We start from the raw sequence: 25,801 nt of genomic DNA, 5'->3' as shown, positions 1-25,801 counted from the left end.
ACACTTAATTAAGCCCATTGGTATAAAAAGGCTCGCAGTGCGAGCCTTTAACATATTTAATAAACGTTGTTTCTAATTATAAGCTGTAGCTTAAGTTAATGTAGCCAAAGCGGCCAATGTTATCGTAACTTGCAGAGCCAGCACCTGTACCACGAGTGCCGTACGGAAGCTTACGATTGAATAGGTTATCAACACCTACTTTTACGCCTAAACCATTATCGAAGCTGTAACCCACTGTCATATCGGTAATAAAGTATTTACCGTAAGACATTTGGTTACTTGGGTTAGGGTTGCTGGCAAGCTCAACATTTGTGTATAAATCAACTTCGCTGATAAAGCGAGTTTCAACCGTTGAGTAAAAGTTATCCATGGCATAGCTAACTGATAGGTTAGTTTGCCATTTAGCTTCGCCAGTTGTACCCGCGTACTCAATATAAGAACTAGGATCATCTTGGAACGGGTAGTCTTTACGCTCAATAAGGTAAGTACCGACTAAACGGGTTTTAAAGCTCCCTTCAAGGGCATCAAAGTCATAGCCTAATTCAAAATCAACACCAGACGCCTTTTGACCAGCTACGTTAAGTACTGAGTTTTGAATTAATGAAATTTCACCACTGGCGTTACGTGTAATTAAATTACAGTATTGGTTGTCTATGCCTGTCGTGCTATCTACACAGCGATCAAGAATGTCTTGCGCCTCAATTGTGTCAATGGCGTCTTCTAGATCAATTTCCCAGTAATCAATTGTCAGCACAGCGTTTTCTAAAAACATCGGTTGATAAACAATGCCAACCGTTGTACTTGTAGACTCTTCACCTTTTACATCACGGTTACCACTGCTTAAACCATCTAATGATGCAGAGTCATAATCTGAGTTAAAGTCACTCGCTACACCTAACGCTGCACAGTTTGCAGAGCGAGTTGCAGCATTCGATAAGTCACCTAAATTTTCAGCGCGACACGGGTCATCTACATTGTAGAAAGTTTGGCTTGCTGCACCAAAGACTTCACTGATGTTTGGCGCACGAAGGGCTGCAGATTGTGTTACACGTACACGTAGCTCATCGTTTACAGTCCAATCAAGGCCCAGTTTCCAGCTAGTTGCTTCGCCAATTGTACTGTAATCAGCATGACGTACTGCGGTATCAAGTACTAAATCTTGAATAAGCGGTAAGTCAGTTAAAATAGGCATAGTCGCTTCAAAAAATACTTCACGCACATTAAACGAGCCTTTATCTTCGCCTAATGCGTTAAAGAACGTACCTTCTGCGTTATCTGGCTCTTTTGTTTCGCTTTCTTCTTTACGGTATTCAGCACCAAATGCAACACCTACATAACCTGCTGGTAATTCAAAAATAGCGCCATTAGCAAGTGAGCCCGAAACCACGGTTTGCTTAATAGTTGATGTGCCTACAGATACTGTATTTATGTAATCAATTGCTTGTTGAGATGGCGCGCCAAAACCCATAATGTTTACCGGTACACAACCATCAGCTTGTGCTGCAGCGCTGCGACATACTATGTTGCCATCGGTATCTTCAACGGCATCAAGGGCATTAAAGTAGTTGGCTAAAATCATGTTAGCGCCGTTTTCGCGCTCAAGATCTGTTTGACCGTAAACAAGTGAAGTATCTAATTCCCAATCTTCAAACACAGTCCCTTTTAGGCCTGTAACAAAGCGGGTTGTTTCACGGGTATTGTTTTCAACACGGCGACCAAGATCACTCATCATGCGGTTAACCATGATTGAATCAACGCCTTCCTCTTGCATACGTGCTTTGATAGCTGGGTCTAAGTACGGGTTGTCAATTTTGATACTGTTGTCGCTATCAAAAAAGAAAAACGCTGGTTGGCCGATGCTTTCGCCTTGGCTGTTCACGTATTTTGCATCAAAGTAGACGTTTAAGTCGTCGGTCACATCGTAGTTAACTTTAAAGTTTACATTGTAACGCTCAAACTCAGGTTGTATTTCTTCAAATTGACCTAAATTGAAAAAGTCACAATTTGCACATGAAAGGCCATCTACATTATTGCCAATGTATAAATCGCGAGCGCTGCTATCCGGATTAAAGCTATTAGTATAGCCATCTTCAAGAGCGTAAACACCCGCGTTGTTAATCGCGTAGTAACCTGCATTAGGTGTTAATATTTTATCAGGAAAATCAGCACTATCTTTGTTTGCTTCCGTTTGAGCTTGGTTACGTAAATTCGCAAAAGATGTGCTAGTCCAAGGGTGGTCAAGTGCGTTTAATGAATCCTGACCTGAGTACTCAATAGCAAATGCAGCATTACCGCGGGCATTATCAAAGTTAGAACCGTACGAAAAGGTGGCTTTTTCGTTGTTGTAGCTATTTAAGTCGGCAAAACCACGGGTAACACTAAAGTCCATGCCTTCAATGTTGTCTTTTAATATAAAGTTTACAACACCTGTCACCGCATCAGCACCGTACACAGCTGATGCACCACCAGTGATGATTTCTACGCGCTCAACCCAGACGCTTGGGATTGTGTTTGTATCAACAGCTTGAGAGCCAGCTGAACTAGATACGTGGCGCTTACCGTTTACAAGTACTAAGGTACGGTCGGTACCCATGTTGCGTAAATCAAGAATATTTAAACCAGCAGTACCAATAAAGCGGCCTGAGTTAGCCATTGAATACGTATTGCCAAGTGCTGGTAAGTTATTTAGCGCTTCACCAATGTTTACAGCGCCAGTATTAATTAATTGCTCGCCACTTATGACTGTTACAGGAGCTGGTGCAATAGCGCCTTCACGTAAAATACGCGAACCCGTTACTTCAACACGTTCAATTTTTGTCGCTTGCTCATCTTGTGCAAGCACAGAATTACTCGCTGTTGCAGCAGCAGTAATTAATGCACATTTAATGCTAGTAGAAAGTAAATTATGACGTTTCATGTGTTTCCCAAAGGAGATTTTATAATAATTTGATACATTAAATTTTAACTAAATACAGTGTGCATTTAGCCAAAGCCCTATAACTTTTGTTATAGGGCTGGCGATTATTGCATGTGGAAACTATGAATAGAAGCGTCGTAATTTATTCTTTTTCAGTAAGTTAACTCTTTATTAAATTGTTTAAAGTTGAAGTTTGTTGCGTTTGGTGAAATAGTTGCTTGTTATTATTTTGTGTTGTTTTGTTAGGAGTTAGAGCGGGTTTTTGGTGTGTTTATTTATTTTTTACTTGGTTTACATCTAATCTTCTTTTGAGTTTGTTTTTTGAGTTTAATTTAACTTTGTAGATATTTTAGTGGTCTTTAGTGATTAGCTTATTAACCTAATGATTGGTTAATGCTTGCGCTTATATGTGTTTTTTATGTAACTCATTTACCGTGCAGGTTCTTAAAAAAAGAACATAATGAAGCAGTTATTAGTCACTTAAAACTATAAATTGAGTAAATTTCATCTAAAAAAATAAAAAGACCCAATTAAGGGTCTTTCTAGGGAGAGTTAAAAATTAAAAGTCGTATGATAAATTTACGTAGCCAAAACGGCCAATATTATCGTAACTTGCACTACCACTTCCTGTACCGCGTGTACCGTATGGAAGCTCTCTGTTAAATACGTTATCTACGCCTAATTTAACACCCATGCCATTATCAAAGTTATAACCTACTGTTATATCTGAAATGATATAAGTACCAAAGTTCATTAAGCTATTAGGATTAGGGTTATCTTCAAGCTCTTGCTCAGTATATAAGCTAACTTCTTCAATATAGCGAGTGCTTAAAGAGGTGTAGAAACGCTCATAGCTGTACTCTATATTAATGTTAGCTTGCCACTGTGCTTCGCCAGTTGTACCCGAATATTCAATGAACTCCTCTGGTTCATCTTGAAATGGGAACTCTTTACGCTCAATTAAGTAAGTACCAATTAAGCGGGTTGCAAAGCTACCTTCAAGGGCATCAAAGTCATAAGCCAGTTCAAAATCAATACCAGAAGCTTCTTGGCCTGATACGTTTAAAACTGAGTTTTGAATTAGCGTAATTTCACTGTTAGCATCACGTGTGATTAAATCACAATATTGATTTGAAATGCCTGAAGTACTATCAACACAGCGATCTAGAATTTCTTGAGATGCAATTGTAGAAATCGCATCTTCTAGCTCTATTTTCCAGTAATCTACCGTTAATACTGCATTTTCTATGAAATCAGGCTGGTACACTATACCTATTGTTGTACTTGTTGACTCTTCACCTTTAACGTCACGGTTACCGCTTTGTAAGCCTTCAAGTGTTTGCGAATCGTAGTCTGATTCAAAGCCAACGGGTACACCAAGTGCAGCACAGTTAGCACGGCGTGTGTCGCTATTTTGTAAATCATCTAAGTTATCGGCTAAACAAGGATCATCTACGTTATAGAAAGTTTGGCTAGGTGCGCCAAAAATTTCACCAATATTAGGCGCTCTTAGTGCTTCTGACTGTGTTAATCGCAAGCGTAATTGGTCATTAACGGTCCAATCTAAGCCAAGCTTCCAGCTTGTTGCATCACCAATAGTGCTGTAATCAGCGTAACGTACAGCTGCATCCAGTACTAAATCTTGAACAAAAGGAAGGTCAGAGACTAAAGGAATCGTGGCTTCAGCAAAAACTTCATTTACATCAAATTCGCCCTTATCCTCACCTAACGCATTGAAGAAAGTCCCCTCAGCGTTATCAGGTTCTATTGTTTCACTTTCTTCTTTACGGTATTCAACACCAAATGCCATCCCGACGTAGCCTGCAGGTACTTCAAAAAGCGCACCATTTGCTAGTGAAGCTGATACAACCGTTTGTGTAATTTCAGAAGTACCGGTTGATACTGTATTAATATAATCAATGGCTTCTTGGCTAGGTGCACCAAAACCCATAATATTAACTGGCACACAGCCGTCGGCACGTGCCGCTTCACTACGACATACAATATTGCCATTGTCATCTTCAATTGCATCAAGCGCGTAAGAATAGTTATCTAAGATCATATTAGCGCCATTTACACGCTCAAGCTCAGTTTTACCACGAACCACTGATGCATCTAAATCCCAATCTTCTAAAACGGTTCCTTTTAAACCCGCTACAAAGCGTGTGGTTTCACGGGTGTTATTTTCGATGCGACGCCCTAAATCTGTCATCATTCTTAACACATTAATAGAGTCAACGCCTTCACCATCATTTGCTTCTTCCATTAATGTTCTGACGCTGTCATCTAAGTAGGGGTTATCTATACTGATTGTATTTCTCGGATCGCCAAAGAAGAACGCTGGTTGGCCAATACTTTCACCTTCACTGTTAACATATTTTGCTTCAAAATAAGCATTTAAGTCTTCTGTTACGTCATAGTTTACTTTGAAATTGATATTGTACCTTTCAAATTCAGGTTGTATTTCATCAAATTGTGCAAGGTTAAACGAGTCACAATCGGCACATAGTAAACCATCAACGTTATCACCAATATAAATATCACGATGAGAGCCATCAGGGTTAAACGTATTTACATAGCCATTACCTAAGCTAAATACACCTGCATTGTTAATTGCGTAGTAGCCTGCATTCGGTGTGTAAATTTTATCAGGAAAGTTTGGGTCATCTTTATTAGCTTCAGTTTGAGCAGGGTTACGTAAATTAGAGTAAGAACCGTCTGTCCAAGGGTGATCAAGCGCATTTAATGAATCTTGGCCAGAGTACTCAACTGCAAATGCTGCGTTACCGCGACCATTATCAAAGTTTTTACCGTATGAAAAAGTCGCTTTTTCATTGTTATAGTCACTAAGATCAGAAACGCCTTTCGTTACACTTACATTCAAACCTTCAATATTATCTTTTAAAATAAAGTTAACAACCCCGGTTACTGCATCTGCACCATATACGGCCGATGCGCCACCGGTAACTATTTCTACACGCTCAACCCAAACACTAGGTATGGTATTCGTATCTACTGATTGCGAGCCTGCTGAACTAGATACATGGCGCTTACCATTGACAAGTACTAAGGTACGGTCTGTGCCCATGTTACGTAAATCAAGAATATTTAAACCAGCAGTACCAATGAATCTACCAGAGTTTGCTAGTGAGTAGGTATTCCCCAATGCGGGTAATTTATTTAAGGCTTCACCAATATTAACGGCGCCGGTGTTTATAAGATCTTCGCCAGAGATAACGGTAACTGGGGCAGGGGCTATTGCACCTACACGGCTGATTTTAGAACCAGTTACTTCTATTCTTTCTAATTTCTTTTCCTCATCTTCTGCAGCGAGTGATGAAAATGCTAAACCTGCAGTTGAGAGACAAAGTGCAGCTTTAATACTGTGAGAGACTATATTGAACGTTTTCATTGATATTCCCTAGATGATTATTTGTGATTAAACTACAGCTCTTGTGCAATGCGTATTAATTACTACGAGCTGTTTATTTATTATTTACATTGCACATTAACAATTAACATGGATGCATATAGGAACAACTAATTTAAGCTGAAATCACAATAAAATAAGCTCAAATACTATGTTAATTTAATGAAAATAATTTACTTAGCCGTTGTTTTTACAGGGTTTGTTTTGTTTTTTGAAATTGTTTTTAGTGTTGTTTTTATGGGTACGTGACTGTTAAGGCAGGGTTTTTATGTGAAATAATTTTTAAAAAATGCGGCTTACCGTCCCTATTTTGAGTTCTGTTTTTAGTGGTTTTAACTTTTGTTCACTATTTAATTACAACTCTTGTTAGCCATATTTGTTAATCACATGTTTTGTAAAGCCCCTTTACAGTTATTAAGCCTTCTATGCGCCCTAAGTTACTTTATTACGTAAACTTGATACACTTACGCGGTGTTTATAAATGGGTTTTACTATGAAGTTTTTAGTTTTAATTTTTACTTTTTTATTTAGTAACGGGGCCTATTCTGAGCAAGAAATTGACCTCGAAGTTAATATGAAAAATACGGGTCTTGCTTATAAAAATGCAGTTCAAGCAGTCGATATAGAAGGCTTTAATATGGCTATCGATAAATTTATTACCTTAATTGAAAGCAGCAAAAGGGCGACCTTTCATAAAAAGCCGAAAATGTCTCTACAGGGGCTTGATAAGGTCATTGAGCAAGCAAGACTAGCGAAAAAGTTAGCAAACGAGCGGGGACTGGATTCGGCAAAGCCAGCGCTTAAAAATATTGATGATTTACGTAAGAAGTATCATGAGTTACATGAGCCTCCTGGCTTTTTTGACTTACTGTTTGGTAATTAAGGAGTAGTAATGGAAATTTCAGTGTCATTGTTAGACGGCCAAAAACAGCGTGCAAAGTTTGGCAGTCTTGAAGTAATAAGCGATCAAAGTATTAATGCGGGTGGAGGTGCCGAACACCCAGAACCGTTTGATTACTTTTTAGTAAGCATGGTGCTATGTGCTGGTTTTTATGCGCGTAAATTTTGTGAACAACGAGAAATCTCTACTGAGGGGATGACCCTTACGCAAAATAACGAGAGCATAGATGAAGAGGGTAAAAAATTATTTTCTATCGAAATTAATTTACCAGATGGCTTTCCTCAAAAATATAAAAAAGCACTTATTGCTGCGGTTAATACGTGTACGGTTAAAAAAGTGATTCAGGCCCAGCCCGAGTTTTCTGTGGTTGTTAAATAAAAAATACGGGTAAACCTGTATCGTTTACCCGTATACTTCACGGAATTAGCGTTACTTTTTCTTCATTCCTTGAACTGCTTTTAAACGTGGATTGTCTTTACATATTACAAAAACACGTCCTTTGCGCTTTACTATTTGACAACCAGGTCGTTGCTTAGCGCTTTTAAGCGAGCTTAATACTTTCATTACTCACCTTTTTTGGTAGTCGATAAGTTTTTAAAGCGGCGATTAAATTGCGCGACTCGGCCATCGCTTGCCACAGTTTTTTGTTTACCTGTATAAAAAGGGTGTGAATCACTAGACACATCAATAGGCACGTACGGATATGTTTTCCCTTCAAGCTCAATAGTGCGGTCTGTTTTGATGGTAGAGCCAATAATAAAGTAGCTATCGGCAGCGGTATCGTGAAAAGCAACCATATTGTAATCGGGATGAATATTAGGTTTCATAATACGCCTTAAGTTGTTATGTGATAATATAACTATAGGTTATCGCGTTTACGGCAATCATGCAAATGATTTTTACTCTCATTTACGTGGGTTTTTGTTGGCTAATTACGCAAACAATTCAAAAAATAACCACTTAAACCAAAAATACTGGCTATTAGTTTTTAGGCTGTTATAACTATATAAAAAGTGTTAACAAGAAAATTTTACGGTTTAGAGGTAAGCTATGAGCGACGCAGCACAACAAGAACAAATAGACCAAGGGGTGATGGAAACCCTAAGAGAGCGCGATCACACTGCCTTATCAGAGCAAATTAACCCTATAGACTGCACACACAACGACATTATTGAGCTTTTAGCACAATATATGGCACTGAGTGAGCAAGATAATGACGAGTTATTTGATGATTGGTTTGATAACCTTAATAAAGAGCAGCACACAGTGCTAAAAGTGTTTGAGGTTTATAGAGGCCAATACGAGCATCAAAATTAATATTAAAAGGGTAGGTTAGTAGTATCACTTTGCTGCCCTTTTTTAATGTACTCATTGCGCTTTAGCACAGCTTTTGTTTGCTAAAGGTGGCGCTAGATTAATATCTGGGTTCCAAATTCTATCCCATACTTTACTTACACGGCTTAAATTAGAGCGCTGGCTTATTTTTTCAAAGTCACCGACATTTACACCTAAGTCGGTTTTTTCTCCCACAACAAAGTTAAATACATAATTGCACTCCATGCCCATACGTAAATCAGAGAGTATTATATTGCTTTGCTGCTGGCGTATGCTGTAAAAGCCTTTAGTAAACCACTGTAAGCGTTTAATTCCCCACTCATCGCTAATCTCATTTATTAATAAGGGGTCAGTGTTATAGGCATTGAATGTTACGTCGTTTGGTTCATCAAATAATGACGCGTAACCTACGTAGTATTGATCATCAGACATAACCACAATACGCCATAACAAGGTGGTGAGTGGCGCAGGAGTACTTATATAGTTGCTTACTTGTATTTGCCTGTCAGAAAGAGCAGCAGTGGCTTTATCGTCAATAATTACTTTTAAAATAAGTGAGCTACATAAATATATACAGCTAAGACCAAGCATTGTCGTGTTGATTTTATAGGCACGCATACTCGTTATTTTTGGTAATAATGTACACGCTACACCAAATATTAAGGGGAGTGTATAAAGCGGATCGACTATAAACATGTTTGAAATAGCAAAAGGGTACCCGGTTAGAGGCCACAATAATTGTGTGCCATATACTGTAAAGCTATCAAGTAATGCATGAGTTGATAAACATAAAAACACCAGCCAAAACCAGCGTGTTTTATGCATTTGCATACCGGTGTGTATTTTTAAAATAAGCCAAACAATAAGGGGGCTAATCAATAAATGCACTATAAACGAATGGCTAAAACCGCGATGATAAGTAAACGCCTCTACAGGCCCGCCATAAGGAATAAAAACATCTAAGTCGGGTAAGGTACCTAAAGCAGCACCCCATAAAGCGGCTTTACGGCCAATTTTATTGCCTAATACGGCGTAACCTACTGCGCTACCTAAAACTACCTGTGTTAACGAGTCCATTTTATTCCTGTTTATTAAGGGTGTTAGTTATACTGCCCTTGGGCTTAAAAACGTCACTTATAATCTGAGCAGTGGTTTTATAAAGTCTAAAAAAGCCATTATACGCGACGATACAGCACTGTTTTTGTAATACACCGCTTGCACAATTTCGCGGTTGTTTGGTGTGCTGATACACCCTGGCAGTAGTTCTATTAGTTTGCCTGATTTTAAATCATCACCAATCATAAAGTGCGAAAGTAGCGCAACCCCTTGGTTTGCCAAGCATAGCTGGCGTACAGTTTCGCCGCTACTGGCGGTTAAACCAAAATTTAAAGCTACGGGCGATTTTAGCGGCCAATTATTGAGTTTAGGAGAGTCGGTAAAGCCAATGAGTTTATGCTGGGTTAAGTCGCTGGTGTGCGAAATAGTCGGTGTATGTTTAAGGTAACTTGGGCTTGCAACTAAGTGCAATTTACTTACGCCGAGCTTTTTTGCATGTAGGTTAGAGTCTTTTAACTCACCTATACGAATTGCTAAGTCTGTTTTATGTTCGAGCAAGTCAATAATGCTATCGTGGGAGGTTATATCAAGTGTGATGTGGGGATATTGCCTATTAAATTCAGCAATTAAAGGCACCAATTGGTGCAGCACAAAAGGGCTGGCTGCATCGATACGTAATTTTCCACTAGGGGCTTGTTTTAAAAGCTTTATTGCTTCTTCGCCTGTTTGTAAGGTGTTTAAGCCTTCACGGGCATACTTAATAAAGGTATGCCCCTCTTCGGTTAGCTCTAACCGGCGGGTGGTCCTATTTAGTAACGTACATTGTAAGGTGTTTTCAAGGCGAGACACCGCACGCGAAACCTTAGCTACTTGCTGATCAAGCAAATTAGCTGCTGCTGAAAAACTTCCGCTATCTACTACAGTTAGAAACATTTCTAAGTCTTCGGTTTTTGCATGTTGAGCCATACGTGAGCACCTTACTTTTGCATTAATTACAAAAGTATTTTGTCACTAATGCTATTTTTTGCAAACACATTTTTAGTCAAACTGTAAGTCTTAACTAATAATGAGGATTTAATTATGCCATTGGCTTTGTGGGCGCTCACCTTAAGCGCATTTGCAATAGGAACAACCGAGTTTGTAATAGTGGGATTAGTGCCTACTATTGCAAACGATTTAGGCGTAAGCCTACCTTCAGCGGGTTTGCTAGTTAGTTTATATGCAGTTGGGGTTGCCATTGGTGCACCGGTATTGACTGCATTAACCGGGCGTTGGAATCGTAAAATTGTACTTGTAAGCTTAATGGGCTTATTTGTTTTAGGTAACTTACTTGCATGGCAAGCACCGAGTTACGAAACATTAATATTGGCTCGCATACTAACAGGCCTTGCTCACGGGGTGTTTTTCTCAATTGGCTCTATGATTGCCACAAGTTTAGTAAGTAAAGATAAAGAAGCCAGCGCTATTGCTATTATGTTTACCGGACTGACTGTGGCGCTAGTGACAGGTGTACCGCTAGGTACATGGATTGGCCAACACTTTGGCTGGCGTGCAACGTTTTTAGTGGTGTCGCTACTTGGCTTAATCGCGTTAATTGGCAGCGCTATTTTAGTGCCAAAAAACTTAAAACAGTCTATTCCGGCCACATTTAAAGAACAGCTTCAGGTTATTGTTAAGCCTCGCTTATTGCTTGTATATTTAATGACAATTTTAGGCTATGGCGGCACATTCACTGCGTTTACTTATTTAGCACCTATTTTAGAGCAACAAACAGGGTTTGCTCCTGCAGCGATTGGTTTAATTATGCTTGTGTATGGTGTATCGGTTGCCATTGGTAATATTTGGGGCGGAAAACTGGCTGATAAACGCGGCCCAATTAGCGCATTGAGTATTATATTTAGCGCGTTAACAATTATTTTATTGGCATTTACCTTTACGATGGAATCAAAAGTAGCGGCCGTACTAACTATTTTAGTATGGGGTGCATTTGCGTTTGGTAACGTACCGGGCTTACAGCTTTATGTCGTAAAACAGGCGCAAAAGCATACCCCTAATGCGGTAGATGTCGCATCGGGTTTAAACATCGCAGCGTTTAATATTGGTATCGCACTGGGCTCAATTATTGGTGGCAGTGTAGTAGAGGGCATGTCACTTCAAGATACCGCTTGGATTGGCGCAGCAATTTCTGCTCTAGCATTAGTCGTAACCCGTTATAGTGGCATGCTTGATAAGCGAGAAGTGAAACAAGCATAAAGTATTCTGTTAAGGTTGAAACTTAAATTTATGGCCTCATTACCTGTATTGAGGTCATAAATTTTAGGTGACAACACAAAAGAAGTAAAAGGTGTATTTCGTAAAACTTAAACAGTTTGTATTTTTAACCGATTATTTTATAAGGATAGAGCCATGACACAACGTGTAATAGAAATGCCAGATTTAGGCATGGGAACATTCCGTTTAGAAGGCGATACCGCCTACAATTCAGTAAAAATGGCGTTAGAAGTGGGGTTTCGTCATATAGATACTGCGCAAATTTATGGTAACGAAGAGCAAGTAGGCCAAGCCATAAAAGATAGCAATATTCCGCGCAGCGAGATATTTTTAACCACCAAAGTGTGGAACAACAAGCTTAACAAAACTGACTTTATTGCCAGCGTTAAAAAATCACTTGAGAAATTACAAGTAGACTCTGTTGATTTATTGCTTATTCATTGGCCTGCGCCTTCAAATGATGAGCCAATGAGCGAGTACCTTACTGAGCTTTTAAAAGCTAAGCAGCTTGGTTTAACAAAACATATTGGCGTGTCTAATTTTACTATTGCCAACTTAAACGAAGCAATACAAACACTTGATTCGCGAGAAATATTTACTAACCAAGTTGAGGTGCATCCGTATTTAACCAATACCAAGCTACGCGCTTTTTGTGCCCAGCACGACATTCACGTTACAGCGTATATGCCATTTGTTGTCGGTAAAGTACTTAAAGACCAAACGATTATTGATATTGCCAATAAGCATGAAGCATCGCCAGCGCAAGTCGTTATTGCATGGATTAATGCCAACGGCATGACCACCATTCCATCATCAACCAAGCGTAAAAACTTAGAAGATAACTTTAATGACCATGTTAAGTTAGACGCTGAAGATATTGCCCGCATTGACGGACTTGATTGCGGCGATCGACAGGCAACGCCTGATTTTGCGCCGCAGTGGGATCAGTAATAAATACGCAAAACAATATTAGGTGCAGTAACACTGTACCTTCATTTTTATAAAAGGACTCCGTATGTTAACGGTAATTGCCACTATTTCGAGTAATAATATCGACGCAGATGTTGTTTTAACTGCGCTCGAAAACCTGCAAAAGTATTCACGTCAAGAAGTGGGTTGCCTGCGTTATGAGTTATCGGTCAAAAGTGATGATGACCAAACGACTTATTTAGTAAGTGAGCAATGGGCATCTGAAGAACATTTTGAAGCGCACAAAAATGAGCCGCATTTTAAAGCCTTTGGTACGCAAATAAAGGGTTTAGTAACTAGCAGTCATATTGATGTGTACAAATCTATTGGCTAGCAAAACTAAGTAGTTAGTTGAATTTGTTGTTTACAGTGGCGGCGTATACATACATCGCCATTACAATACTCAATCTTTTTAGCCCTCAGCCCGTATTAAAACCTCAGTTGCTTTATTTAATCGATAAATCGTACTTCAATATAAGTGCATCTATGTAACGGGCACGCAATGTGTGTTGTTTTTCGTGATCGGCACCGTGGCCTAATGCTTTATTGAGTAACTTTATCGCGGGGTGAAGCTGCGTACGCTCTTGCTGGTTTAAACTTCCTTTAGTGCGCAATTCAGTAATATCGTCTACCAGCAAGCGGCCTATATCCACACATACTATTTCGTCAATTAAACCGTTTTGTGTCAGTACGCCGTATTTGCTGCATAAAAACTGTTGCCACACTTGCTGTAAATGCTCGTCTATTTCGCAGCCAAATAATTCTTCATTAAAACTAAAACCTTGCTGGGCAAGTTTACTCAGGCTTGCCGTGTACTGCTGCGCAAAGTAATTAAAGGCATTGCTTGAGGATTCAATTTTTTGTTTTATTAGCCCTTGCCCCCAATTTACACAGCCGCGCGGGTAATAGTCATCGTACTCTTCACATTCATACAAACCAGAGTACGAGCTGCAACTTAATTGGCTTTTTATACAATAACTTGGTTTAGGAAAAATACTTTGCTGCTGCCATGTATCTAGTTGCTCGGCATCAATATTTAAAGCATGGCAAAGCTCATCGGTGTTATAAAAATGAGTGGCTAAGTAGTCAGATAAACGCATAATGGCTCGCTTAAAGTTAAAAATACAAATACTGGTTAAATGTACAGTATTTGTATTTTGTATTATCAAACTAAATAACACAAGCCATTTTACGTTTATTATTCGCTTAGGCCTGCAAAAATGCGTGCAAGTATGTTACAAATAGCGCAAGTTTTATAAATAATGAATTTTTATGCGCACCCTAGAACAAATTAAACATGCAAGCTTAATTACCGCCATTAAAACCCCATACTTAGCGAATGGTGAAATAGATTTAGCAAAGTACGATGAACTCGTTGAAATACAAATTGCAGCGGGTGTAGATGGCATTGTGGTTGGTGGTACAACCGGCGAAGGCCAGCTAATGAACTGGGAAGAGCATTTAATGCTTATCGCGCACAGTGCAAATAAATATGGCGACAAGCTGGTGATTGTAGGGAACACAGGGAGCAATAATACCCGCGAAGCTATTAAAGCCACTAAGTATGGCTTTGCAAGTGGTATGCATGCCGCGCTGCAAATTAACCCATATTATGGCCGCACTTCTATTGCTGGTGTTAACGAGCACTTTAAACGTGTACTCGATATAGGCCCTGCGTTTATTTACAACGTAGCAGGGCGCACAGGGCAAGATTTAACCCCTGATATTATTGAGCCATTAGCAAAACACCCTAATTTAATTGGTGTAAAAGAATGTGGTGGTAACGAGCGTATTGCCCATTACGAACAGCAAGGCATTGCGTGTTGGTCAGGTAACGATGACGAAGCACACGATGCACGCCACACGCACAATGCACACGGTGTTATATCGGTCACATCTAATCTTATACCAGGGTTGTTCCGCCAGTTAATGGATACAAAAAATGATGCGTTAAATACCTCATTACAACCTTTAATGAACTGGCTATTCTGCGAGCCAAACCCGATTGCAATAAACACCGCAATGATGATGACAGGCGCGGTAAATCCCGTATTTAGATTACCGTATGTGCCACTGAGCTATGAGCAACAAGCACAAGGAGTAGAGCTTATCAATGCTTTATCAATCAGCGACTTTGTTGGAAAAACAGCAAAACCGTTACTGCAAGACTATTCAATAATTGGCTAATGAATAAACAGTGAATATGAAAAAGTCACCTTGGGTGACTTTTTTCGTTCTTAAGATAAGGCTTTTTACTTAAAGACTTTTAAGCAATAGCGTTTAATAGCAATTTACTTAATTTTGCCTCTTGCTCTGCGACTTGCTCTAACTTATTTGCTATCTCGTTTAGGTTGATATCGCTACGCTTTTTGCAGTATTTTACCGCTAACATTGCAAACTCACGCCATAAGTCACCAAGTTCAGTTGTATGCTCTGCACATTCCTTTAATGCTGGGGTATTGGTTTTCTCGCTGGCTTGCTCTAAAAAGCTGGCGTACATAAACCTAAAACCGGCACCACCAGTGCCAATTTCTTCTTGCATCCGTACTATGTGCGCTAAGTAAAGCCGTGCAAATTTAGCTGGCTTTTTATCAAGCATACGTATTTGCTTTGCCATGTGGCGAATGCCTTTCAGGCCAAAGTAAGGTAGCACTAAGCCATTCATCATCTTAGCGGTTTTTTTAATTGCAGGCCTTATTACTGGGGCTAAGTCACATTGGCTTGGCGCTGAGCGAATCACATACATTAAGCCTTTTGCAGCTAATGCACCTTTGGCAAAGCGGGCATTTTTTAAATCATCGTATGCGCAGGTCACAGGGTTCTCAAAAACCGGATCGCTGATCAAATAATCACCTTGCTCTGTTTTACCATAGACCACCAAATTATGGGCATTAAAGTGAAAGCGCATATCCTCAGGGAAGTAGGGTAACCAATAAACAGAGCTTTGCAGACCCACTAAATTGCCCTTTGCAAGCTCGTTATCAAGTGCTTGCATACCAGCTTCTGGACTTGAAAACTTGCGGCTTTCTAATTCTATATTTAACTTTTTACATACCTTTTTGATGATGGTTTTTGGTGGCATGCGGTAGGCGATTAATGGCATACCACTAATTTTAACAAAAGGTAAATAAGCAAAAGTAAGCGCCGATGCAAGCCCAAATGCCATAGGCTCACTCATGTCTATGCCTTTGCTCTGCAATAGCGTAGCAACTACGCCAGTTTCGCAATGCGAAGATTGCTGGTGGTTTATTGGTAAAATAATATCAGGCATGAAAGTATCTATTGTGAGGGCAAAGTCAGCAATGCTTCGCGGCTAATTTTTAAGGTGTCGCAGTAGCGATTAAGTTTCTTATCAGACAATTTTGCAAACACCGCTGGGCGTAAATGACGTTTAATTTGCCATTGAAAAAAACCGCTGGCGCCAGCGAGTGTGGGAATATCGAAGCGCCTAGCTAACATATGATAAGCTAATGGCGACACTTCACCGCGTTGCGCTTGTGCTAGGGCTTCGTTGGTTTGCTCGTTTAAATCGTCAACAGCCATTTGGGTGGCAAAACTTTCCACTTCCCAACCCGATGATTTTACGCCTTCGTAATGGCCGCGCTCATCCACGGCGTAAACAAGTTTGTTTTGACCTTGATAGGTTTTGCTGTTGTCTTGGGGCACATCATGTTTTTTCACAGGCGACTCACATTATTTGTTAATCACGGTTAACTGCATAAAAGCACTAGAAAAACGGCCGCTTTCAGGCACATAACACAATAGTGTTTGTCCATCAGTTAATTGACCTGATTTAAACAGTTCATCAAGCATAATAAAGATAGACGCAGAGCCAGTATTGCCCTTTTTCGTTAAATTTGTGAACCATTTATCGTACGGAATTTGGAAGTCTATATTACAAAGGCCATCGAATAATCGCTCACGAAAGTAACCCGAAGAATAATGCGGCAGGAAAAAGTCGTAATCACAGGTTTTAATGCCTCGCTTTTGAACTATCTTGCTCAGTGCATCTTCTACGGTGTATTTTACAATATTTTCATTTAACAGTTTTACGTCTTGTTTTACTGATAAGATAGAGTGCTGTTCGCGCTCTTGTGAATCAAAACGAGTCCAACTTTTTAGCTTACCGTTAACTTTTTCAGCACCGGCGTACATGCATGCCTCGAGTTGATCAGCATACGAAGTGACATCAATCCAGTCTATACGTAAAGACAAGCCGTGGTCGTTGGCTTTGTTACTTAATAATGCAGCACCAGCACCGTCAGAAAGCATCCAACGTAAAAAATCTTTTTCAAAGGCGATTTCAGGCTTTTGGTTTAGCATTGCAACTTTATGTTCGCTCTCAGCATTAAAATTACGCGAATGCATGACATTTGAAGCAAGCTCACTGGCTACCACTGCACTGTGCTGGCTTTCGCCTGCTTTTACATTTAAATAAGCGTATTTAAGTGCGGTGATTCCGCATAAACAAATACCGGCGGTTGAGATGACCTCAAGGCTAGGGTTTTTAAGCTCGCCATGAACCATCACACCGTGATTAGGCATGATTTGGTCAGCCATTGACGTACTTGCTACTAAGCAATCAAGTTGTTCAAGTTGTGTGCCTAGCTTATTAAACAAACCACGCACTGCATCCGCAGCCAATGACGCATTGGTGTAGTTGTATTCACCAGTTTCGGGGTCAATGGCGTAGTATCTGGTTTTTATCTGGTTGCTTCGTAATATAACGGGTTTTGCGCGGGAGCGTTGTCCGCCAACCTCACCTAAAACGACTTCCATTTCTTTATTGCTTACAGGACTATTGGGTAAGACAGCGTGTAAGTTATTTATATATACAGCATTTTCCATAACGGACGGTTACTCTCCAGATGGCTCAGCAAAATAGGCTTTTTGCTTGGCTATTCTTTTTCTAGTTAATGGGGCAATTAATTTTTTTATGAGTGCTGTTATTGGCACAACAGTAATGATTAAGGTCAGCAAAAATAACACATAGATCAATAGCCCACAACTTCGGCGCGTTGAATGCATCGGGCCAAGTGTAGCTAAAATTTTACTCCATATTTTAAAGCTATGCTGGCCTACACGTTCGCTAGCTATAAACTTTTCGTTCACCTTGACTGCGCCTAGTCCTTTAAGCACGGGTTTATCTAATGTGTGCCCGGGCTCTAAGGTTAAAAAGGCTTTTTTGATAGCAACGCCAAAACGACTTGCTGCGGTTATTTCGTGCTGTGCTACACCCGCTGCTGGCACCCAAGATACTGATTTCTTTTTCCCAGAAAACATCCAAAGTGGTGTGGCTAAAAAGCTAAAACCGGTGCCGCATTCATCACTTAGTACCACATTATCAATGAGCTTAGCGTTTACATTACTCAATAGTTGTTTCATTTTCTCTTGCGCGCTTAGCCACATACCACGACAACCTATTACAGTAATAACAGGTTTGTTGTTGAGTAGCTTAATAGCTTGTTCAGACTGCATAAACGAAGATATAGGTAACGATGGCGATAAAAACCATACTTGGTAAGTTAAAATAACCAGGTCGTAGTCATCATGGGCAGACTCTATAAGGTCCATTGGCTGCGGAACCATTTTCACGCATTCGGGAAAGATATGGAAAAAGGTTAAAAAGGGCCAAGGGAAAGGATAAGGCTTACTTGGTTTTAAATTAAGATAGTCGACAATTATATCTTCACTGCCTTGAATCGGTGAGACGATAGAGTCTGCTATTTGAGTGAGTTGACCCGTTTGTGAGTAGTGAATAACGAGAACTTTACGCATCCTTTAACCTTTTGTAACTTCCTAAAAGTCCGTTATTATACCTAGATATAGGTACTCAAGCCATAGAAAGGAGCGTATAGGCATGAAAAAATTCATTGGATTATTAGCCATCAGCTTAATGATGAGCCAAAGTTTCGCGAAGGAGCGACACACACTTAAGCTCTCGTTTGCCAAATTTAAACAGGTCACTGGCGCGGTGCATTATCAAATTCTTGATTGCAGTAATGTGGCTTTAAGCTGGCAAGAGTTACCTAATCTAGTCACGCAAGAAGTAGTCGTTTCAGCCAGCTCATTGGAGCAGTCAACTTCACTGCAGGCAGGCAGCTATTGTGTTCGATTTTTTCAGGATTTAAATGGCAATGGTGAGCTAGACTTAGCCGCCAGTTCGATACCCAAAGAACCTGTTGGCTTTTCAAATAACCCAAATTTGATGTTTGGCCAGCCATCCCCTGAAGATGCTGTCTTTGAGTTTAGCCAAAATAGCGAGATTCAAATTAAAGTGAACAATAAAAAACGCCGCTAAAATGCGGCGTTGTTATTAAGTTTTGTAGACCTTATAACGTCTACAGACCCTGTATTATTGTAGTTGTTTTTCTACTTCTATTAGGTCAACCGTACCTGCCTGATAGTAAGGGCCTTTGCCTTCGATTTCGTCAGGACAATGCTTGCGCACTGCGCGGATAGGACTATTTTCTTCGGCATCTTCAATTAAGGCTTTATAGCGACCGTTTTTATCTGTTGCTAAGCCTTTACATACCCATGCGAGTGTATCGTATTGATGTTGTTGCCCCGTTTTGTAGTTTTGGGCAAAATATTCAGCCAGGGTGTCGCCAACTTGTTGCGAAGGAATACCACTTGTGGTGTATTTTTGCGCGAGCATTTTGATTTCAATTAAATTTCCTGAAGCAATATCAAACATTGCTTTATCATCACCAGTTAATGATGAACCGTTTGTAACAGGCGCTTTTTGTATGCTCTTTAAATCAATACTACCAACAACGTATTGGCTCGCATCAGTAGAAGGTAAGCTTTTGAGTGAGCGTTTCGCGTATTTACGAACTTTTTTATGAGCATCACTGTTTACAATGCTAGTGAGTAACTCTCGGTAACGTGGGTTACCTGTTTCACCTAGTGCGCGACACGCCCATGCAATGGTATCGAGTTGATAATCCGGTGCATGTAAATAGTTTTGTGCGACAAATTCGGCTAGTACATCTAACACTTGAGCATTGTTGGTATTATTAGCGACTATTGATTGTGCGGCTTTTTTTACTTCGGTTAAATCACCAGAAACTAAACGATCATAATCGCGCTGCTCTATTGTTGTCAGGGCAAATGCTGAGCTTGATAAGGTTGCTAATGTTAAGCCAATTATTAAAGGCTTGAATGAAAACATAACCATTCCTTGTTGGTAGAGTAAAATAAAATTAATAAAAACAGAGGGTACAAACGTTTTTATCTGTTAATTGAGTTTTATCATAATGCCGGTTTAGGTATTCAACAAGCCCTTATTTTTAATTTTGACTACAAAATGTACTATTTAATATGTTGCGAAGAAAATTAGTGGGTAATTTTTGCAGTCATTATTAAAGCTTGCTACTCTAGCGCGGTTTTGTACCACAGTTGTGTAGTTTGTATGTCATTCAGTCGATTATTTGCCCCTTATCATTTAGCTTTTACTACGCTGAAAAACCGCGTGGTAATGGGGTCTATGCATACAAATTTAGAAGAGCTACCAGATGGCTTTACTCGTCTCGCTGCTTTTTACGGTGAACGTGCACAGGGTGGGGTCGGTTTAATAATCACAGGGGGAATTTCTCCGAACCCCGAAGGCATACTGGCACCGAATAGAAGTGTACTTGATTGCCAAACTGGGGTGGCACAGCATAAGCTCATAACAGATGCCGTAAAACAACACGGTACTAAAATATGCATGCAAATACTTCACGCCGGTCGTTATGGCTATCAGCCTCAGCAAGTCGCGCCTTCGGCCATTCAGGCACCGTTCAGTCCTTACACGCCAAAAGAATTAACCACCGCTGAAATAGAAAAACAAATTAATGATTTTGCGCAATGTGCAAAACTTGCTAAACAAGCAGGCTATGATGGCGTTGAGATCATGGGCTCAGAAGGTTATTTAATTAACCAGTTTATTGTTAAAGCGACCAATAAGCGCATTGATGAGTGGGGTGGGTGTTATGAAAATCGGATTCGTTTTGCGATTGAAATTGTAAAACATGTTCGCCAAGCCGTAGGCCCTGAATTTTTATTAGTATTTAGGTTATCATTACTGGATTTAGTTGCAAATGGCAGCACTTTTGCTGAGGTATTACAGCTTGCACATGCGCTTGAGGATGCTGGAGTCGATATGCTCAACTCAGGCATAGGCTGGCATGAGTCACGCGTGCCGACTATTGTAACCAGTGTTCCTAGGGCGCTATTTACGTCATTGAGCCAACGTTTAAAGGCGGCGGTTTCGGTGCCGGTGATCACCAGTAATCGTATCAACACCCCGGAAGTCGCAGAGCAATTATTAGCGGACGAACACGCTGACTTTATTTCCATGGCGCGACCATTTTTAGCTGACAGCCAATTTGTTGCCAAAGCACATAACAACCAAAGTGCACAGATCAATACCTGTATAGCGTGTAATCAGGCTTGCCTAGATAATATTTTTGTTAATTTACCCGCTTCATGCATTGTTAATCCTCGCGCATGTAATGAAACCTTAATACTGACAGTTAAAGCTACACAAAGTAAACAGATAGCTATTATCGGCGGTGGGGCTGCGGGCATGGCCTGCGCAATTTATGCTGCTGAGCGAGGCCATAAAGTGAGCTTGTTTGAACAAAGCAACCAGCTTGGTGGGCAACTTTTATTAGCGGCAAATATTCCGGGTAAAGAAGAGTTTAAAGAAACATTACGGTATTTTAAAAATCGTTTATCGAGCCTTAATGTGAAAGTTTGCATGAATACACAAGCGGATACTGCAACCTTGGCTCAGTTTGATCATTGTGTTGTTGCTACTGGGGTGAAGGGCTATACACCTGATATTGTGGGAATTGATGACCCGAAAGTGGTCGGCTATCAAGCAGTGTTAGATGGTAGTGTGCCAATTAAAGGCAATGTGGCGATTGTCGGCTCTGGTGGCATAGGTTTTGATGTTGCAAGTTTTATTACTTGCAATCAATCTGGGCACAGTGTGCAACAATCTGCGCAGGGTTTTTCGAATCAATGGGGCATTGATTTAACGGTGAATTCACCGGGTGGTGTGATAAATAAACAGCCGAAAGCAGACAGTGTTGATACAGAACCTAAAGTGTACTTATTACAGCGAAAATTACGAAAACATGGGGCTGACTTGGGGAAAACCACAGGTTGGATCCACCGTGAACATTTAAAACATCAAGGTGTTAAGATGTTAGCGGCGGTAAATTACACTAAAATTGATCAACAAGGGTTACATATCAGCGTACGAAAAAGAGAGCGGATTTTGGCGGTCGACCATGTTGTGATTTGTAGTGGGCAAGAACCCGTATTACCTTGTAATCATCAGCAGCTAGATGAACTATCTATTCCTGTAAGCTATATTGGTGGTGCATTAAAAGCCGAAAAACTAGATTTACAACGGGCTATTGGCGAGGCGTTTAACCTTGCGCAACGTTTATAATTAAAATAACAACAAGGACAGTAATCATGGCGCAGGATAACTTATGGCAAAAATAGCTCCTATCATGTTGGAACTACAACAACTTAGCTTTGCTTACAAAGGGGCTGAACGGTTGACGGTTGATGCTGTCTCACTGCAGCTAAAACAAGGGACATGCACAGCTATTTTAGGCCCAAATGGCGCAGGTAAATCGACATTAATTTCGTTAATGACTGGCTTGTTAGCCCCTGCTGCAGGACGGATAGAGTACCCGCATTATCAACAGTTAAGCCTAAAACAGGCAATAGCAAAAAAAGTGGCTTTAGTACCACAAGATTTTGCCTTTTATGAAGAGCTAACTGTGTATGATAATCTTGCTTTTTTTGTTGCAATAAGTGAAAAAAATCGCCGTTTACATGCTCAGTATATTGAATCCGCAATTGCTGCCTGCAATTTACAAGCGGTTACTAATAAACGAGCAAGTACACTTTCAGGTGGCTATAAACGGCGTTTAAATATCGCAATCGCATTGAGCAAACAACCTGATATTATATTTTTAGATGAGCCGACTGTGGGAATCGATCCGCTCTCTCGTGATGCCATTATTAGTTTGTTGCAGGATTTAAAAAAACAAGGAAAAACCTTGGTTTACACCTCACACTTGTTGTACGAAGTGGCGCAATTATGTGACGATGTAGTGTTTATAAAAGACGGTAAAGTTGTCGCCAACCAAGCTATTAACAGTGCTCAACTTACGCTTAACTTTACTACTAAAAACCGTTTGTCTCAGATGCAGTTAGCGTTATTTACAGAGCAATTAACAGTGATTAGTGAGGCTCAGTATCAGTTGACTATTTCAGACACCAAGCTACTTGGCAGTCTTTTTAGCGCTTTAAGTCAGCTCAGTGATGAAATAAAGTCTGTTAATTTTTCTGATAACCAAATTGAGCAGCTTTATCGGGCGTTGTTTTCGGAGCAGGCATGTTAATTCACACACTGAAAAAAGAAGCGCGCTTAATTGCTAATGATTTGCACAGTTTAGCAGTCTTATTGCTTATGCCCATCGTGTTCATGGTGATTATGACCATGGCAAGTAGTCAGTCACAACAAAGCATACAGCAGAACTTGGTACTGTCAGTGGCGGGTGAAAATAATAGCCAATACAGCCTGGTTATTACTAAGTTACTGCAAGCACAAGGGTTTACCATTAGCGCTAATAAAAGCAGAACCGAGCAAGTCAGTCAGTTGATTATCAATCCGCAGTTTGATCAACAAATCCTTATGCGCCAAGGTACAAGCCAGTTACAACTTATTATAAGTGATGATCTTGCCCCACAAACACGTTTATTACTGCGAGAAAAAGTGAAAGCGTGTTTGGCACAACTGAAACTTTATTTATATATGCTCGAAACTGGTGATTTAGACACCGATGCCGTTATTGATGAGCAAATAAACGCAGTAATCACAGCATCTGATGTCAATTATTTACTTGCCAATACGCCTGCAAAAGCGCTACACAACCCAGCATTAAATAGTATTCCTGCATGGTGGGTGTTTGGCGTGTATTTTATTGTGTTACCAGTCTCTTTAACTTTTATAAACGAGCGAAATAATGGCACCTTAGTGCGGTTAAAAACCTACCCTATTAGCATGGCGCGTTACTTTTATAATAAAGCATGTGCCTATACACTCGTAAGCTTAGTGCAAACAGTGTTATTAGCGTTAATAGGCTGCGTGGTGATCCCGTATTGTTTAGAATTGCCGCTACTATCTCTAAACAGCTTGAGCTTGTGTGTGATTGCATTAATCAGTTTAAGTGTTGCGGCTATTTCCTTTGCATTATTTTTAGCCAGTTTAGTATCAAGCTATGAGCAAGCTATTGTTGTTGGAGGAGGGGTGAATATCATCCTAGCGGCAATGAGTGGCTTTATGGTGCCGCTTGAGATCATGCCAAGCAATCTTGCAGCACTGGCAAATGGTTCGCCTATGTATTGGTCAGCACAAATTTTAAGGTTAATAATGGGCGAGACAATGACACACAGTTTTTGGCATTACAGCGTATTACTTTGGGGTTTTTCATTGTCATGCTTTAGTGCCGCTTTATGGATATTTAATAAAAAAATGAGGAATTTGACATGGAATTAGCCGAGCTAAAACTACAATTAAAGCAGCTGATTATTACCGAGTGTGACAAAGAAGATGATTTTGCCCCTGAAGACATTATCGACTCAGAGCCTTTATTTGGTAGTCAGTCACGCATAAATTTAGACTCATTAGACGCGTTGCAATTATCTTTAGTACTAAAGCAGCATTTTGGTATTAAAGTTGAGGGCTCGAAAGAAACTCGTAAGCATTTGCAGTCTATTGATACTATTGTTGATTTTATTGTTAGTGAGCGCGAAAAATAATGGCTTTACGCAGTGTCTATTTAAATGCCAGTGAAGTGATGTGTGCAACGCTAGGCACTGAAACAAGCAATAAAGTACAGACTAACGAAAGTGAAGTAGTGGCGTTTAAATCATTTAGAGATGAAATAGACAACTGTCAATTTGGCGACATTTTAGCTTACTTTGATCAATTGATATTACCGCTGTTTGCAAAACTTTCATTAACTGCTGAGGATCTTAAAGCCACATCTTTGTTTTTAGGTTCAACATCATTAGATATCAGTGCAGTTGAGATTGGTGCCAGTGATGAACTTTGGCTCTCTACAACCAACAAAATAAATCGGGCTTTAGTTCAGCGTTATGGGCTCAATGACTTAGAATTTACTTTTAGTACGGCCTGTACCGCTAGCGCTAATGCATGTTTATACGCAAAACGCTTAATTGCCCAAGGTAAAATAGACAATGCGCTAGTCATTGGCTGTGAGTTTTATAATCCTTTAACAGTCGAAGGGTTTAAGTCGCTAGATTTGATTAGTCAATCTGGCTTAGCCGCATTTGCTAAAGGGCGCTCCGGTCTGGTGTTAGGAGAAGGCCTTGCTGCATTGTACCTATCTGAAAAAGCAGCTGAGCAGTGTCAGTTTAAGTTGTTAGGTGGTGCTTCTGCTTGTGATACTTACAGTTTAACTATGACGCAAGAAGACGGCAGTCATATTGCGCAAGTGATCACCGATGCGCTTAGCGATGCCGGTATTAGTGCTAGCGAGATTGATGTTGTTAAGGTTCATGGCACAGCAACGCTTGGTAACGATGAAGCAGAGTGCAACGCATTAACAAGGGTTTTTAACCAGCACCAACCACCTTTAATCGCTTTCAAGCCTTTTACAGGTCACACCTTGGGAGCGTGTGGTGTTATTGAAATAGCCTTGTACCAGCAATGTCAGCAACAACAAAATTACGTAGTGGCAAGTTATGCTTACGATAGCAAAGAATTAATGTGGCCGTTTTATGTAAAGCCAGACTTTACGCAGGTAAACACTGTGCTACTTAACTACTTTGGTTTTGGTGGCAATAACGCAGCGTTAGTGATGCAAAGGCATAAGGCTTAGAT

Annotated in this window: 25 protein-coding genes; 13 read left to right on the top strand and 12 right to left on the bottom strand. The window is 40.1% G+C overall.

The window, feature by feature from the left end; all coding sequences use genetic code 11:
* Positions 1-76 precede the first annotated feature (76 nt).
* On the bottom strand, positions 77-2,917 hold the full coding sequence (locus AN389_RS01595) for a TonB-dependent receptor domain-containing protein (protein WP_055017134.1): 2,841 nt from the start codon (positions 2,915-2,917) through the stop codon (positions 77-79).
* Positions 2,918-3,476: 559 nt separating this feature from the next.
* Positions 3,477-6,329: a TonB-dependent receptor domain-containing protein gene (locus AN389_RS01590; RefSeq protein ID WP_055017133.1), complete on the bottom strand. Its 2,853-nt coding sequence runs from the start codon at positions 6,327-6,329 to the stop codon at positions 3,477-3,479.
* Positions 6,330-6,840: 511 nt separating this feature from the next.
* Between AN389_RS01590 and AN389_RS01585 the strand changes: the two genes are divergently transcribed.
* A complete protein-coding gene (locus tag AN389_RS01585) occupies positions 6,841-7,230 on the top strand; it encodes a cytochrome b562 (RefSeq protein ID WP_055017132.1) in 390 nt (129 codons plus the stop codon).
* A 9-nt stretch (positions 7,231-7,239) separates the two neighbouring features.
* Positions 7,240-7,626, top strand: coding sequence for an OsmC family protein (locus tag AN389_RS01580; RefSeq protein ID WP_055013753.1), 387 nt, complete (start codon positions 7,240-7,242; stop codon positions 7,624-7,626).
* A 51-nt stretch (positions 7,627-7,677) separates the two neighbouring features.
* On the opposite strand, the gene ykgO is transcribed toward AN389_RS01580, so the two are convergent.
* Together ykgO and AN389_RS01570 are read right to left on the bottom strand one after the other, a co-directional pair.
* The gene (ykgO, locus tag AN389_RS01575) at positions 7,678-7,812 is read right to left on the bottom strand and encodes a type B 50S ribosomal protein L36 (RefSeq protein WP_055013752.1); all 135 of its coding nucleotides are present in this window, start codon (positions 7,810-7,812) and stop codon (positions 7,678-7,680) included.
* Positions 7,812-8,075: a type B 50S ribosomal protein L31 gene (locus AN389_RS01570; RefSeq protein WP_055013751.1), complete on the bottom strand. Its 264-nt coding sequence runs from the start codon at positions 8,073-8,075 to the stop codon at positions 7,812-7,814. Before AN389_RS01570 ends, ykgO begins: the two co-directional genes overlap by 1 nt.
* A 223-nt stretch (positions 8,076-8,298) precedes the next feature.
* Here AN389_RS01570 and AN389_RS01565 point away from each other — a divergent pair, with 223 nt between their 5' ends.
* The gene (locus tag AN389_RS01565) at positions 8,299-8,565 is read left to right on the top strand and encodes a hypothetical protein (protein WP_055013750.1); all 267 of its coding nucleotides are present in this window, start codon (positions 8,299-8,301) and stop codon (positions 8,563-8,565) included.
* Positions 8,566-8,616: 51 nt separating this feature from the next.
* Here the strand turns inward: AN389_RS01565 and AN389_RS01560 are convergent, their stop codons facing one another.
* Positions 8,617-9,660: a metal-dependent hydrolase gene (locus tag AN389_RS01560; protein WP_055017131.1), complete on the bottom strand. Its 1,044-nt coding sequence runs from the start codon at positions 9,658-9,660 to the stop codon at positions 8,617-8,619.
* A 57-nt stretch (positions 9,661-9,717) separates the two neighbouring features.
* A complete protein-coding gene (locus AN389_RS01555; protein WP_055019126.1) occupies positions 9,718-10,605 on the bottom strand; it encodes a LysR family transcriptional regulator in 888 nt (295 codons plus the stop codon).
* A gap of 114 nt (positions 10,606-10,719) precedes the next feature.
* Between AN389_RS01555 and AN389_RS01550 the strand changes: the two genes are divergently transcribed.
* From AN389_RS01550 to AN389_RS01540, 3 genes are all read left to right on the top strand, one after another.
* Complete coding sequence (locus AN389_RS01550; protein ID WP_055019125.1) at positions 10,720-11,892, top strand: MFS transporter; 1,173 nt, start codon at positions 10,720-10,722, stop codon at positions 11,890-11,892.
* Positions 11,893-12,045: 153 nt separating this feature from the next.
* The gene (gene dkgB / locus AN389_RS01545) at positions 12,046-12,861 is read left to right on the top strand and encodes a 2,5-didehydrogluconate reductase DkgB (protein WP_055019124.1); all 816 of its coding nucleotides are present in this window, start codon (positions 12,046-12,048) and stop codon (positions 12,859-12,861) included.
* Between the two features lie 64 nt (positions 12,862-12,925).
* On the top strand, positions 12,926-13,213 hold the full coding sequence (locus tag AN389_RS01540) for a putative quinol monooxygenase (RefSeq protein WP_055019123.1): 288 nt from the start codon (positions 12,926-12,928) through the stop codon (positions 13,211-13,213).
* A 112-nt stretch (positions 13,214-13,325) separates the two neighbouring features.
* Here AN389_RS01540 and AN389_RS01535 read toward each other — a convergent pair whose 3' ends face one another.
* The gene (locus AN389_RS01535) at positions 13,326-13,979 is read right to left on the bottom strand and encodes a DUF6058 family natural product biosynthesis protein (protein WP_055019122.1); all 654 of its coding nucleotides are present in this window, start codon (positions 13,977-13,979) and stop codon (positions 13,326-13,328) included.
* Positions 13,980-14,151: 172 nt separating this feature from the next.
* Between AN389_RS01535 and dapA the strand changes: the two genes are divergently transcribed.
* Entirely contained in the window at positions 14,152-15,066 is a 915-nt protein-coding gene (dapA, locus tag AN389_RS01530; protein ID WP_055019121.1) for a 4-hydroxy-tetrahydrodipicolinate synthase, read from the top strand.
* Between the two features lie 79 nt (positions 15,067-15,145).
* Here dapA and AN389_RS01525 read toward each other — a convergent pair whose 3' ends face one another.
* Genes AN389_RS01525 through AN389_RS01510 form a run of 4 tightly spaced genes read right to left on the bottom strand, consistent with a single transcriptional unit; the run spans position 15,146 to position 18,657 of the window.
* On the bottom strand, positions 15,146-16,150 hold the full coding sequence (locus AN389_RS01525) for a BtrH N-terminal domain-containing protein (protein ID WP_055019120.1): 1,005 nt from the start codon (positions 16,148-16,150) through the stop codon (positions 15,146-15,148).
* 8 nt (positions 16,151-16,158) lie between these two features.
* Positions 16,159-16,560: a hypothetical protein gene (locus tag AN389_RS01520; RefSeq protein ID WP_055019119.1), complete on the bottom strand. Its 402-nt coding sequence runs from the start codon at positions 16,558-16,560 to the stop codon at positions 16,159-16,161.
* A gap of 12 nt (positions 16,561-16,572) precedes the next feature.
* Entirely contained in the window at positions 16,573-17,727 is a 1,155-nt protein-coding gene (locus AN389_RS01515) for a beta-ketoacyl-ACP synthase III (RefSeq protein ID WP_055019118.1), read from the bottom strand.
* 9 nt (positions 17,728-17,736) lie between these two features.
* Positions 17,737-18,657 carry a hypothetical protein gene (locus AN389_RS01510; protein WP_055019117.1) on the bottom strand — a complete coding sequence of 307 codons (921 nt, stop codon included), beginning with the start codon at positions 18,655-18,657 and terminating at the stop codon, positions 17,737-17,739.
* An 82-nt stretch (positions 18,658-18,739) separates the two neighbouring features.
* Between AN389_RS01510 and AN389_RS01505 the strand changes: the two genes are divergently transcribed.
* Positions 18,740-19,180 carry a DUF2141 domain-containing protein gene (locus tag AN389_RS01505; RefSeq protein WP_055019116.1) on the top strand — a complete coding sequence of 147 codons (441 nt, stop codon included), beginning with the start codon at positions 18,740-18,742 and terminating at the stop codon, positions 19,178-19,180.
* A gap of 54 nt (positions 19,181-19,234) precedes the next feature.
* On the opposite strand, the gene AN389_RS01500 is transcribed toward AN389_RS01505, so the two are convergent.
* Positions 19,235-20,053, bottom strand: coding sequence for a HEAT repeat domain-containing protein (locus AN389_RS01500; RefSeq protein ID WP_055019115.1), 819 nt, complete (start codon positions 20,051-20,053; stop codon positions 19,235-19,237).
* Between the two features lie 240 nt (positions 20,054-20,293).
* On the opposite strand from AN389_RS01500, the gene AN389_RS01495 reads away from it, so the two are divergent.
* The 5 genes from AN389_RS01495 to AN389_RS01475 are packed head-to-tail and all read left to right on the top strand — an operon-like array spanning position 20,294 to position 25,799.
* Positions 20,294-22,327, top strand: a complete 2,034-nt coding sequence (locus AN389_RS01495) for an FAD-dependent oxidoreductase (protein WP_055019114.1) — start codon at positions 20,294-20,296, stop codon at positions 22,325-22,327.
* 43 nt (positions 22,328-22,370) lie between these two features.
* A complete protein-coding gene (locus AN389_RS01490; RefSeq protein ID WP_055019113.1) occupies positions 22,371-23,294 on the top strand; it encodes an ABC transporter ATP-binding protein in 924 nt (307 codons plus the stop codon).
* Positions 23,288-24,451 (top strand): ABC transporter permease, encoded by a 1,164-nt coding sequence (locus AN389_RS01485; protein WP_055019112.1) that lies wholly within the window; start codon positions 23,288-23,290, stop codon positions 24,449-24,451. Before AN389_RS01490 ends, AN389_RS01485 begins: the two co-directional genes overlap by 7 nt.
* Positions 24,442-24,714, top strand: coding sequence for a hypothetical protein (locus AN389_RS01480; protein WP_055019111.1), 273 nt, complete (start codon positions 24,442-24,444; stop codon positions 24,712-24,714). The genes AN389_RS01485 and AN389_RS01480 overlap by 10 nt, the downstream gene beginning before the upstream one ends.
* On the top strand, positions 24,714-25,799 hold the full coding sequence (locus AN389_RS01475; RefSeq protein ID WP_055019110.1) for a beta-ketoacyl synthase N-terminal-like domain-containing protein: 1,086 nt from the start codon (positions 24,714-24,716) through the stop codon (positions 25,797-25,799). Before AN389_RS01480 ends, AN389_RS01475 begins: the two co-directional genes overlap by 1 nt.
* Positions 25,800-25,801: the final 2 nt, after the last annotated feature.

This window comes from Pseudoalteromonas sp. P1-7a (genome assembly GCF_001401855.1).
Classification (GTDB): Bacteria; Pseudomonadota; Gammaproteobacteria; order Enterobacterales; family Alteromonadaceae; genus Pseudoalteromonas.
This window is presented reverse-complemented; position numbering and strand designations above follow the sequence as displayed.